Consider the following 11,715-nt stretch of genomic DNA (forward strand, 5'->3'; position numbering starts at 1 on the left):
CGTTCGCTTGGCTCGCATCGTCCTCAAGATCGACGTCGACACGCTGCGCGGCACGCGCGAAGGCGTGCCGAACCTCGCGCGCATCTTCGATCGCTTCAATGCGCGCGCGACCTTCCTCTTCAGCCTCGGGCCCGATCACACGGGCTGGGCGCTGCGGCGCGTGTTCCGCCCGGGCTTCCTGAAGAAGGTGTCGCGCACGTCGGTCGTCGAACACTACGGCGTGAAGCAGCTGATGTACGGCGTGCTGCTGCCCGGCCCCGACATCGGCCGCCGCGCGATCGCCGACATGCGCGCGATTCACGAGGCCGGCTTCGAATGCGGGATCCACACGTGGGATCACGTGGTCTGGCAGGACAACGTGCGCGTGCGCGATCGTGACTGGACCGCGCGTGAAATGCAGAAGAGCCACGCGCGCTTCATCGAGATCTTCGGCGCGCCGCCCGTCACGCACGGCGCGGCCGGCTGGCAGATGAACGATTCCGCGTTCGAGCAGATCGACGCGTGGGGGATGCGCTACGCATCCGACGGTCGCGGCCACTCGCCGTACCTGCCCGTCGTCGGCGGCCGCACGCTGTCGCACGTGCAGATGCCGACCACGCTGCCGACGCTCGACGAAGTGCTCGGCGTCGACGGCATCGACACGCACAACGTCGCCGCGCACATCCTCAAGTTCACCGAAGCCAATCCGCACGACCAGGTGTTCACGCTGCATGCGGAACTGGAAGGCCAGAAGCTCGCGCCCGTGTTCGAGCAACTGCTCGCCGGCTGGCGTGCGCAAGGCCACACGTTTGCGACGATGGGCGACTACCACGCGACGCTGGACCGCGACTCGCTGCCATCGTACCCTGTCGCGTGGGGCGAAATCCCCGGCCGCTCCGGCGAACTGATCGTCCAGCCCGACTGAGTTCGCGCGCGAGCCGGCGTCGCCGCTCCCGCCCTCGCGGCGCGTTGCCGCGACGCCCCGCCGAACCGCGCCGCCGCAGCGGCGCCCTTCCATAACAACAGGAGAAACACGTGTCTGTCGAAGTTGACCGTCAAGTTCCCGATTTCACCGCACCGGCCACGGGCGGCGACATTTCGCTGTCCGACCTGAAGGGCAAGAAGCTCGTGCTGTACTTCTATCCGAAGGACAACACGCCGGGCTGCACGACCGAAGGGCTGCAGTTCCGCGATCTCTATCCGAAGTTCAAGAAAGCCGGTGCGGAAGTCATCGGCGTGTCGCGCGACAGCCTGCGCTCGCACGACAACTTCAAGGCCAAGCTCGAACTGCCGTTCCCGCTGATCTCCGATGCCGACGAAGCGCTGTGCGCGTTGTTCGATGTCATCAAGATGAAGAAAATGTATGGCAAGGAAGTGCGCGGAATCGAGCGCTCGACGTTCCTGATCGACGCGGACGGCGTGCTTCGCCACGCATGGCGCGGCATCAAGGTACCGGGTCACGTGGACGACGTGCTAAAGGCTGTACAAGCGCTTTGAGGCGCGTTATATTGGGCCGCAATGAATGCCAGTTCGCCCCATATTTCTCGTAGCTGCGCCGGTGCCCGTTGCGATGCTTGCCGGCACCTGACGCGCATCACGACGGCATCAGCCGAGCCGCATGTCCCTGTCGACGGGGCAGCGGCTTTTTTTATGGAACGCGCGCCGGCCCTCCCCGGTCCGGCCCTTACCGCATCGAGGAGCTGATCGACACTTAGGCGAACCGGCTAGACGAAATTCCTGTGCGCCACCGCGCGCAAACTGCATGCGTCTACGTCACGCAGGATGCGATCAGCGGCGCACGCCATGCGACACGATTCCTCCCGAGGGACACCATGCCTTTGCCTACTCCCCCCAGCAAGCTCGGCAGCCTGCTGCCGCCCGACGAATACAAGGCGAAAGCGCGGCCCGCGAAAGCCGCGAAGAAATCCGCCGAAGGGGACGCATCCACAGCCGGTGACTATGGTCCGGCCAGCGTGGCCCAACCGATGATCGAAGCCGCGAACACGGCCGCGCCGCTGCGCGCCGTCGCGTCTTCGGCGCCCGATGCCCCGAGCGCGCCCGCGCGCGGCCGCAAGACCAGGCAGACGGCCGCGCTGCTGCAGCCGATGCCGGCGCCCGCCGAACCCGCGGCGCCCGTCGTGGCACGCAACGACAAGCCGGCCGCCGACAAGTCTGGCGGAGCGGCCGCGGCACCCGCGCGCGATGCCGGCGCCGCGACGAAGTCGCGCAGCCGCAAGCCCGCCGACGCCGAACTGCAGAAACTGTTCGTGCTCGACACCAACGTGCTGATGCACGACCCGAGCAGCCTCTTCCGCTTCGAGGAACACGACGTCTATCTGCCGATGATGACGCTCGAGGAACTCGACAACCACAAGAAGGGGATGTCCGAAGTCGCACGCAACGCGCGCCAGGTCAGCCGCACGCTCGACGCGCTCGTCGCCGACGGCGGCCCGATCTCGGCCGGCATCCCGCTGTCGCGCCTCGGCAGCCGCGACGCGCTCGGCCGCCTGTACTTCCAGACGAAGCTGGCCGATATCGCGCCGGTGGAAGGTTTGCCCGAAGGCAAGGCCGACAATCAGATCCTCGGCGTCGTGCGCGCGCTGCAGCGCGACCGGCCCGACCGCCAGGTCGTGCTGGTGTCGAAAGACATCAACATGCGGATCAAGGCGCACGCGCTCGGCCTGCCCGCGGAAGACTACTTCAACGACCAGGTGCTCGAGGATTCGGATCTCCTGTACAACGGCGTGCGCGAACTGCCGCAGGACTTCTGGACCAAGCATGCGAAGGGCATGGAGAGCTGGCAGGACACGAAGACGGGCACCACGTACTACCGCGTGACCGGCCCGCTCGTCGCGTCGATGCTCGTCAACGAGTTCGTCTATCTCGAGCCGCAGAACGGCGAGCCGACGTTCCACGCGATCGTCCGCGAGCTGAACGGCAAGACGGCGCTGCTGCAGACGCTGCGCGACTACAGCCACCACAAGAACAACGTGTGGGGCATCACCGCGCGCAATCGCGAGCAGAACTTCGCGCTGAACCTGCTGATGAACCCCGAGATCGACTTCGTCACGCTGCTCGGCCAGGCCGGCACCGGCAAGACGCTCGTCGCGCTCGCGGCCGGCCTCGCGCAGGTGCTCGACGACAAGCGCTACAACGAGATCATCGTGACGCGCGCGACCGTGCCCGTCGGCGAGGACATCGGTTTCCTGCCCGGCACCGAGGAAGAAAAGATGCAGCCGTGGATGGGCGCATTCGACGACAACCTCGAAGTGCTGCAGAAGACCGACGACGCGGCCGGCGAATGGGGCCGTGCGGCGACGCAGGAGCTGATCCGTTCGCGCCTGAAGGTGAAGAGCATGAACTTCATGCGCGGCCGCACGTTCGTCGACAAGTACCTGATCATCGACGAGGCGCAGAACCTGACGCCGAAGCAGATGAAGACGCTCGTCACGCGCGCGGGCCCCGGCACGAAGATCGTGTGCCTCGGCAACATCGCGCAGATCGACACGCCCTATCTGACCGAGGGCAGCTCGGGCCTGACCTACGTCGTCGACCGCTTCAAGGGCTGGGGCCACAGCGGCCACGTGACGCTCGCGCGCGGCGAACGCTCGCGGCTCGCCGACTACGCGTCGGACATTCTGTAACGCGCTGGCCGGCCGATCGGCCGGCTGTCGACGCCACGCGGCGCTCCGTTTCCGGAGCGCCGTTTTTATTTGGGGTCGAAGACAAAAGTAACGCGTCGTCACGCAACCATGCAGTTTACGCGCGAAACTTCAAGTAAATTCTCAAGAATGGTTGCTTAAGCCCCGCCGGTGCGTCTACCATCGGGTCTGTCTGTTGTCATACGATTCGCGAGTGCACCGCTCGCCCGCCTTGCCATGCTTCGAATCTGGGTTCCCGTCGCCGTCGTCTCCCTGCTTGCGGCCTGCTCCAGCGTGCCGCCGCAATCGGCATCGCGTTCCGCGTCGGGCATGAAGATCACGACGCCGCGTGCGTTCCCGGCGCCGGCCAATTTCCCGAAATTCGTCGACCACAGCGTCGGCCAGGAAGAAATCTCGATCCAGGCGATGAGCCTCGTCGGCGTCCCGTATCGCTGGGGCGGCAACACGCCGGCGAGCGGCTTCGACTGCAGCGGGCTCGTGCGCTACGTGATCGGCCGCGCGGCCGACGTGAACCTGCCGCGCACGACCGCCGACATGAGCAGCCGCGGCGTGTCGATCGAGCCCGACGAGATCGCGCCGGGCGACCTGATCTTCTTCAATACGACCGGGCGGCCGCATTCGCACGTCGGCATCTATGTCGGCAAGCTGCGCTTCGTCAACGCACCGTCGACGGGCGGCACCGTGCGGCTCGATTACCTGACGAACCCGTACTGGGCGAAGCGCTTCGACGGCATTCGCCGCGTCGCGCCGCCGCGCTCCGCACCGACGCCGTTCGATGCGCCGACCTACGAGGCCAAGCGCGACGAGCCGCGCAATCCGCCGGCGCTCGCGGCTGCTCCGGCGGTCGTGACGGCTGCCGCCGCGCCGCGACAGCCGGCGGCGTATGCGTCTTCACGAGCAAGAGCGACGCAGGCGCCGGCTCCAGCTTCGGCCATCCCGACCGCGCCGGTCGTGACGGCCACCGCAACCGCACCGGCAGCACCGGCCGCCGATCCGTATGAACCGCCGCCACCGCGGATGCAGGCGGCCCAGCAGCAAGCCACGTCGGTGAACGACGGCGCGACTGCGATGACCGCCAACGCAGCACCGACCGCCCCGGCGGAAGTCGGCACGCAGATTCCGACGACCGCCCTGACGGCCGCCGAGGCCGCCGCCTTCGATGCCGAGCCGCCGCCCGCCCCCGGCACGCCGCCGCGCACCATCGAGCCCGTGCAGGTGTTGCGTGCGTCGACGCAATCCGCGCCCATCAGCCCGCGCACCAGTACGGCAGACGATCCGATCGCACGGTTCGCGAACGGCAGCTACTGAGCCGTTGCTCGAACCGCGACCGTCGACGACGTCGACAACATGCTCCGCTGGCCTCCAAAAGAAAATGCGCCGCGGCCTTTCGGCTTGCGGCGCATTTCGCGTCGATCAGGAAGTGTCGGCGATCAGAAGATCTGATGCCCGAGCCACCAGCCGCCAGCCGCGAACAGCGCGGCCGCCGGCAACGTCAGCACCCACGCCCACACGATGTTGCCGGCGACGCCCCAGCGCACGGCCGACAGCTTCTGCGTCGCGCCGACACCGACGATCGCACCGGTAATCGTGTGCGTGGTCGACACGGGAATGCCGAGAAACGATGCGACGAACAGCGTGATTGCCCCACCGCTTTCCGCGCAGAAGCCGCCGACCGGCTTGAGCTTCGTGATCTTCTGGCCCATCGTGCGCACGATGCGCCAGCCGCCGAACAGCGTGCCGAGGCCCATCGACAGGTAGCACGCGCCGATCACCCACGCCGGCGGCGCATCGGCGGTGGCCGACGCGTAGCCGCTCGCGATCAGCAGCATCCAGATGATACCGATCGTCTTCTGTGCGTCGTTGCCGCCGTGGCCCAGGCTGTACAGCCCCGCCGACAGCAGCTGCAGCCGGCGGAAACGCCGGTCGACCTTGCTGGGCGCAGTACGGAAATACAGCCACGACACGCCGAGCATGAACAGCGAACCGAGGATGAAACCGAGCAGCGGCGAAATGAAGATGAACGCGATCGTCTTCAGCAGCCCGTCGATGTTCAGCGAGCTCCAGCCCGACTTCGCGAGCGCCGCGCCGACGAGGCCGCCGATCAGCGCGTGCGACGAGCTCGACGGAATCCCGTAGTACCACGTGATCACGTTCCAGCCGATCGCGCCGACCAGCGCGCCGAACACGACGTAGTGGTCGACGATCTCGGGATCGATCGTGCCTTTACCGACGGTCTGCGCGACTTTCAGGTGGAAGATGAAATACGCGATCACGTTGAACGCGGCCGCGAACACCACGGCCTGCTGGGGCTTCAGCACCCCGGTCGACACGACCGTGGCGATCGAGTTCGCCGCGTCGTGAAAGCCGTTCATGAAGTCGAATACGAGCGCGACGAGCACGAGCGTCGCGACCATCCATAGGGCGAGTTGTATCGAATGCATGTGGTCCGCTCAGGCGTTTTCCAGCACGATGCCTTCGATGATGTTCGCGACGTCCTCGCACTTGTCGGTGATCTCTTCCAGCAGCTCGTAGATCGCCTTCAGCTTGATGAGCGTCTTCACGTCGTCTTCCTCGCGGAACAGCTTCGACATCGCCGCGCGCAGCACGCGGTCGGCTTCCGACTCCCAGCGATCGATTTCCTCGCACTGCTTGAGGATCTGCGCCGACTGCTTCATGTCGGACAGCAGGCCGACGGCCTGCTGCACGTGTTGCGCCGACTGCGTGACGATATGCGCGAGCTGGCTCGCCTCGGACGTGACGGACTGCACGTCGTACAGCGACACGGCCGTCGCGACGTCCTCCATCAGGTCGAGGATGTCGTCCATCGTCGTAATCAGCTTGTGGATCTCGTCACGATCGAGCGGCGTGATGAAGGTCTTGTGCAGCAGATCGATCGCCTCGTGCGTCAGCTTGTCGGCGGCCTTCTCGGCGATTTGCACGTTTTGCTTGTGAATCTCGGCGTCGACGAGATTGTCGATCAGCAGTTCGAGCTCGCGGCCACCGGAAACGATGTGCTTCGCGTGCGAGTTGAAGAGTTCAAAGAACTTGCCCTCGGTGGGCATGAATCGACCGAACATGGGATTCCTGAGAGATTGTCAAACTACTGTCACGAAAACGGGCGACATTGTACCGGTTCCGGTCGCGACGCGACGTGCGCATATGCGCACGCCGGGATTGGATACAACATTTGGCGAAATAGGTGTTTACAACCGGCTTTACTCGCCGTAGAAAGTCTGCGCCCCGGCAAAATTGTCGAACTTCGTGTATTGCCCCAGGAACGTGAGCCGAACGGGCCCGATCGGACCGTTACGCTGCTTGCCGATGATGATTTCGGCCGTCCCCTTGTCAGGGCTGTCGGGATTGTAGACCTCATCTCGATAAATGAACAGGATCACGTCCGCATCCTGTTCGATTGCGCCCGATTCGCGCAAATCCGACATCACCGGCCGCTTGTTCGGGCGCTGCTCGAGGCCGCGGTTCAGCTGCGACAGCGCGATCACCGGCACGTCGAGCTCCTTCGCGAGGCTCTTCAGCGATCGCGAGATTTCCGAAATTTCGGTCGCGCGGTTCTCGCCCTGCGACGAACCCGACATCAGCTGCAGGTAGTCGACGATGATCAGGCCGAGCTTGCCGCATTGTCGCGCGAGGCGCCGCGCGCGCGAGCGCAATTCCATCGGATTCAGGCCGCCCGTCTCGTCGATGAAGAGCTGCGCCTCGCTCATCTTCTGCACCGCGTGCGTCAGCTTCGGCCAATCCTCGTCCGTCAGGCGGCCGGTACGCATCCGGTGCTGGTCGAGCCGGCCGATCGAGCCGAGCATACGCATCACGAGCTGGGTGCCCGGCATTTCCATCGAGAACACCGCGACCGGCAACCCGTACTCGACCGCGACGTATTCGCCGATGTTCATGGAGAAGGCCGTATTGTGGGTCACGACGTAATCGTCGGTCACGTACAGCCGCGACGGATGCGAGACCGAAATGCATTGCGTGGCCGTCCGGCGCGTCGGCTCGATGCCGACGATAACCGGCATCTTGCGGCGCACACGCCCGCCCGTCAGCCGGTCGCGCTTGCCCTGGAACAGGAACAGGCTCTGCGGATCCGGATGACTGATCGTGCAAACGTAAGCCGTCGCACCGGCCTTGCGTTCGCCGTCGACCGTGAAGCTCGTCGCCTTTTCGGCAATCTGGCACCATGCACCGAGCGAACGCGCCAGTTCGCGCACATCGCTCGCCAACTGCGCACTGGCGGTCGAATAACGCACCGCCCCCCACGATTCGACCCAGCCGTCCGTGTCGAGCAGCCCGCGCAACAAATCCAGCCGCGCGTCCTTGTCCGCATCGAGGTAGAGGCGCGGGATGAACTTGTCGTAGCTCGTTCTCCCCCACACACCGAGCTGCTCGAGAGCAGCCATGAGCGGGTTGGCGGACGACCGGGCTTCCACGGCCGTCGACGGCCGGCGCTTGATCCGCCAGTCGTACTGGCCCGCGTATTCGAGCTCGAGCGACGCGTCGACACGCGCGCGCATCCGGTTCAACGTTTCCTCGGCCTTCACGCTGAAACGCACGGCAGTCCCGCCGAGCGCACCGTCGCCCAGCAGCGCGCCGAGCACCCACGGATCGATCGGCAGCGCCTCGCGATGACCGAACTCGCCGCTCGGCATGTCGATCCACAGCCGGTTCCGGTAGCGTTCGCGCGTCAGCAACGTGCGAATCTCCGCGGTCGACAGTACGCGCGGCTTTTCCCACTCACGGAAATGGACGCACCACAGGTGCTCGTCGCAGCATTCGGCCGAACGCCCGTCCGAAAAGCGGACCCGATACACCTGGCGCTCGCCCTGCGGGTAGATCCCGGTCACGATCGACGATGCGCCGTCGACCGAAGCAAGTGCATCACCGACCGCCAGCTCGCCCATCGGCTTCCAGCCCGTCAGCGTCCTGACGCGCGCGTCGAGCGGCTGGGCCTTACCCATCGACGGGCGCCCTGCCACGATGATCAGCTCGCCGCCGTGCATCCCGGACGTCATCCGGTCGAGGTCGACGAAGCCGGTCGGCGTGCCGGTGACGTCGCTCGGGTTAGCGGTGTGGTACAGCGTGTCGATGCGCTCGACCACCTGGGTAAGCAGCGGGCCGATCTCGAGGAAACCCTGGTTGCCGCGCGCGCCCTCCTCGGCGATCGAGAAGACCTTCGATTCGGCTTCGTCGAGCAGTTGGCGGACTTCCTTGCCCTGCGGATTGAAGGCGTCGGCCGAGATCTCGTCGGCGACCGACACCAGCCGGCGCAGCACCGCGCGATCACGCACGATTTCCGCGTAGCGGCGGATGTTCGCCGCGCTCGGCGTGTTCTGCGCGAGGGCGTTCAGGTACGCGAGCCCGCCGACGTCGTCGGCCTTGCCGGACGTGGTCAGCGCTTCGTACACGGTCACGACGTCGGCCGGGCGCGTCGACGCGATCAGGCGGCCGATGTGCTCGTAGATGATCCGGTGGTCGTAGCGGTAGAAGTCGCCCTGCGACAGGAAATCGGCAATCCGGTCCCATGCCGCGTTGTCGAGCAACAGGCCGCCGAGCACCGACTGCTCGGCTTCGACCGAATGCGGCGGGACTTTCAGCGATTCGATTTGGGGATCTTGCGGCGCGTTCATGGGTTGGGATTATCGCGAATAGATGGCGGCAGCGCTACCACCGCTTGCCGGCGATCGGGCAATAAAAAAGGCAGGCCCCGGTTGCCCGGGCGCCTGCCCTTGTCCGGACGACGGAAGCCGCCCGGCAAGCTTGCATACGCTTACGCGTGGTCGCCGATCACGTTGATCGTGACGTCGACGACGACGTCCGTGTGCAGCGCGACCTGGACGTTGTGCTCGCCGATCATCTTCAGCGGGCCTTCCGGCATGCGCACTTGCAGCTTCTCGACTTCGTAGCCTGCCTTCTTCAGCAGTTCCGCGACGTCGCCGTTCGTGACCGAGCCGAACAGACGGCCGTCGACGCCCGACTTCTGCGTGATTTCGAACGACTGGCCGTTCAGCTTCTCGCCGACTGCCTGCGATGCTGCCAGCTTTTCAGCGGCGATCTTTTCGAGTTCAGCGCGGCGCACTTCGAATTCGGCGATCGCTTCCTTCGTTGCACGGCGAGCCTTGCGGTTCGGGATCAGGAAGTTGCGAGCGTAACCGTCCTTGACCTTGACGATATCGCCGAGGTTGCCCAGATTGGCGACTTTTTCCAACAGAATGATTTGCATTCGAATTCTCCTTATTGCGTCGCCTGATTACGCCTTGTGCTGATCGGTGTACGGCAGCAGCGCGAGGAAACGCGCACGCTTGATGGCCGTATCCAGCTGACGCTGATAGTGCGCCTTCGTACCCGTCAGACGAGCCGGCGTGATCTTGCCGTTTTCGCCGATGAAGTCCTTCAGCGTTTCCGTGTCCTTGTAGTCGATCTGCTCGACGCCTGCAGCCGTGAAACGGCAGAACTTCTTGCGCTTGAAGAGCGGGTTTTGTTGCTGACGACGCTTGTCGAATTTCTTACCAGTCGGGCGGGCCATGATTTCAGTCCTTTCCTGTGTCCTGCAATGCAGTGATGTGAAACACCAAGGTTCTCGCGTTGCGGCTTTTCTTGGCCAGAAAGCCCGTGAACAGCGTTTCGACGCCCATTTCACGACTTTCCAGCTTGCCGCTCGCCTCACCGGCCGCCACCGCCTCGATCGTCATTTCGACCTGACGGGGAATGCCTGCTTCGACGACTTCCGTGCAGTGATGCAACGTGGCGCTTGCGATCGGAACACCGGCCGGCGTATATCGCACCGGTGCGCGTTCGACGACGCTCGCCGTCAATTGCAACCTGTTCACGTGAGTGGCGCGCTCCTTGATGGCTTAATAAGTGACGAACTTAAGCCTGCGCTTCGGCCGGCTGAGCTGCAGCCGCCTTCTTGGCTTCTTCGCGCTGAACTTCCTTCATCATCGGCGACGGGCCGGTTTCGGCCTTCTTCATCTTGACGATGAGGTGACGCAGCACGGCGTCGTTGAACTTGAACGCGTGTTCGAGTTCGTCGAGCGTCGTCTGGTCGCACTCGATGTTCATGCAGACGTAGTGAGCCTTCGCGAGTTTCTCGATCATGTAGGCCAGCTGGCGACGGCCCCAGTCTTCGACACGGTGGATCTGGCCGCCGTGCGACGTGATCGTGGACTTGTAGCGCTCGATCATCGCGGGCACTTGCTCGCTTTGATCCGGGTGCACGATGAATACGATTTCGTAATGACGCATTACACACTCCTTGTGGATTAAAGCCACCCGGGCGTCTGAACCGGTGTGGCAAGTGAGAAGCCGAAGATTCTAACCCGGTTACGGGGCGCATGCAAGGCCAATCGACGATCGGCAGACGGATTCGGCCGTGTTTTCAAAGACTTGAACAGGCATGCGGGCGGCCGCGGCCGACATCCGGCCCTTCCACGGCCGGGGCCGGAACACGCGTGCGCCGCCCCTCGGCCGCGCCGTCATTCGCTGCGCGCGCCGGCAAGCCGCGCGCCGAGGGCCGTCCGGAACGCCGCGAGCGCCGACGGCTCGGCGTCGGTCACGGCCCACCACGTCATCCCGGCCGCGTTCCAGCGGTCGAGCGCATAGCCCTGCGACACGGTCGTGTACGGGGCCGCCGGCCGTTCGCCGGCCGGCTGCACGTAGACGTCGACCACGTGCTGCTGGTGGCGATAGACGAGCACCGCGACGCGGCGACGCCCGACGTAGTCGAGCCGGCCGCCGACCAGCGCGAAGCCGTTCTTGGCGAGATCCTCGACCGGCGGCGCGTAGTCGAGCCGGCCGTTGAACCACGGCTTGACCGTGTGCTGGTCGGTCGAGATCACGTCGATGGCGCGCGCCGACAGGTCGGCCCGTACATGGCTCGCGACGAGTTCGTCGACCGTTCGCTCGGTGTCGGCGTGGCGGGCCGACCACGCCATTCCGCCCGCCGCCGCGAGCGCCATCAACAGCGCGACGCCCCAGCCGAGGCCCGGCAACGCGGCCGCGCGCGGGCCGATGCCGGCCGGCCCCGGGCGCGCCGGCCCGCCACGCCCGCTCAGCCAGGAAAACC

At 65.4% G+C, this 11,715-nt stretch carries 12 protein-coding genes and 1 pseudogene; 4 read left to right on the plus strand and 9 right to left on the minus strand.

Translation table 11 applies throughout. From position 1 onward, the window contains the following. Positions 1-7 precede the first annotated feature (7 nt). The gene (locus QZM15_RS32465) at positions 8-904 is read left to right on the plus strand and encodes a polysaccharide deacetylase family protein (RefSeq protein WP_059645627.1); all 897 of its coding nucleotides are present in this window, start codon (positions 8-10) and stop codon (positions 902-904) included. Between the two features lie 110 nt (positions 905-1,014). Next, complete coding sequence (locus QZM15_RS32470) at positions 1,015-1,476, plus strand: peroxiredoxin (protein ID WP_059645625.1); 462 nt, start codon at positions 1,015-1,017, stop codon at positions 1,474-1,476. A 213-nt stretch (positions 1,477-1,689) separates the two neighbouring features. Here the strand turns inward: QZM15_RS32470 and QZM15_RS32475 are convergent. After that, positions 1,690-1,916: pseudogene (locus QZM15_RS32475) on the minus strand (hypothetical protein); the annotation flags it as partial. On the opposite strand from QZM15_RS32475, the gene QZM15_RS32480 reads away from it, so the two are divergent. After that, complete coding sequence (locus tag QZM15_RS32480) at positions 1,812-3,623, plus strand: PhoH family protein (protein WP_059645620.1); 1,812 nt, start codon at positions 1,812-1,814, stop codon at positions 3,621-3,623. The pseudogene QZM15_RS32475 and the gene QZM15_RS32480 overlap by 105 nt on opposite strands. A 234-nt stretch (positions 3,624-3,857) precedes the next feature. After that, complete coding sequence (locus QZM15_RS32485; protein WP_302107942.1) at positions 3,858-4,949, plus strand: C40 family peptidase; 1,092 nt, start codon at positions 3,858-3,860, stop codon at positions 4,947-4,949. 122 nt (positions 4,950-5,071) lie between these two features. Here the strand turns inward: QZM15_RS32485 and QZM15_RS32490 are convergent, their stop codons facing one another. The 8 genes from QZM15_RS32490 to QZM15_RS32525 form a co-directional block, all read right to left on the minus strand. After that, complete coding sequence (locus tag QZM15_RS32490) at positions 5,072-6,082, minus strand: inorganic phosphate transporter (RefSeq protein ID WP_059585265.1); 1,011 nt, start codon at positions 6,080-6,082, stop codon at positions 5,072-5,074. Between the two features lie 9 nt (positions 6,083-6,091). Further along, positions 6,092-6,718, minus strand: coding sequence for a DUF47 domain-containing protein (locus QZM15_RS32495; RefSeq protein WP_059585264.1), 627 nt, complete (start codon positions 6,716-6,718; stop codon positions 6,092-6,094). Positions 6,719-6,856: 138 nt separating this feature from the next. Beyond that, a complete protein-coding gene (gene dnaB / locus QZM15_RS32500; protein ID WP_302107943.1) occupies positions 6,857-9,280 on the minus strand; it encodes a replicative DNA helicase in 2,424 nt (807 codons plus the stop codon). Between the two features lie 140 nt (positions 9,281-9,420). Beyond that, on the minus strand, positions 9,421-9,873 hold the full coding sequence (rplI, locus tag QZM15_RS32505) for a 50S ribosomal protein L9 (RefSeq protein WP_006486256.1): 453 nt from the start codon (positions 9,871-9,873) through the stop codon (positions 9,421-9,423). Positions 9,874-9,900: 27 nt separating this feature from the next. Beyond that, positions 9,901-10,176 carry a 30S ribosomal protein S18 gene (gene rpsR, locus QZM15_RS32510; protein ID WP_004193360.1) on the minus strand — a complete coding sequence of 92 codons (276 nt, stop codon included), beginning with the start codon at positions 10,174-10,176 and terminating at the stop codon, positions 9,901-9,903. Positions 10,177-10,180: 4 nt separating this feature from the next. Continuing rightward, a complete protein-coding gene (gene priB, locus QZM15_RS32515) occupies positions 10,181-10,480 on the minus strand; it encodes a primosomal replication protein N (protein WP_302107944.1) in 300 nt (99 codons plus the stop codon). A 40-nt stretch (positions 10,481-10,520) separates the two neighbouring features. Further along, on the minus strand, positions 10,521-10,895 hold the full coding sequence (rpsF, locus tag QZM15_RS32520; RefSeq protein ID WP_006486255.1) for a 30S ribosomal protein S6: 375 nt from the start codon (positions 10,893-10,895) through the stop codon (positions 10,521-10,523). A 230-nt stretch (positions 10,896-11,125) separates the two neighbouring features. Continuing rightward, on the minus strand, positions 11,126-11,715 hold a 590-nt coding region (locus tag QZM15_RS32525; protein ID WP_367883045.1), incomplete at its 5' end, for an anti-sigma factor.

The organism is Burkholderia sp. AU44665 (assembly GCF_030504405.1).
GTDB classification, from domain to species: Bacteria; Pseudomonadota; Gammaproteobacteria; order Burkholderiales; family Burkholderiaceae; genus Burkholderia; species Burkholderia semiarida.

Bases quoted from the DNA above. Each gene is read 5' to 3' on its own strand.
- QZM15_RS32495 (WP_059585264.1), bottom strand. From the start codon at position 6,718: ATGTTCGGTCGATTCATGCCCACCGAGGGCAAGTTCTTTGAACTCTTC.
- QZM15_RS32480 (WP_059645620.1), top strand. From the start codon at position 1,812: ATGCCTTTGCCTACTCCCCCCAGCAAGCTCGGCAGCCTGCTGCCGCCC.
- QZM15_RS32490 (WP_059585265.1), bottom strand. From the start codon at position 6,082: ATGCATTCGATACAACTCGCCCTATGGATGGTCGCGACGCTCGTGCTC.
- rpsF (WP_006486255.1), bottom strand. From the start codon at position 10,895: ATGCGTCATTACGAAATCGTATTCATCGTGCACCCGGATCAAAGCGAG.
- dnaB (WP_302107943.1), bottom strand. From the start codon at position 9,280: ATGAACGCGCCGCAAGATCCCCAAATCGAATCGCTGAAAGTCCCGCCG.
- rplI (WP_006486256.1), bottom strand. From the start codon at position 9,873: ATGCAAATCATTCTGTTGGAAAAAGTCGCCAATCTGGGCAACCTCGGC.
- QZM15_RS32485 (WP_302107942.1), top strand. From the start codon at position 3,858: ATGCTTCGAATCTGGGTTCCCGTCGCCGTCGTCTCCCTGCTTGCGGCC.
- rpsR (WP_004193360.1), bottom strand. From the start codon at position 10,176: ATGGCCCGCCCGACTGGTAAGAAATTCGACAAGCGTCGTCAGCAACAA.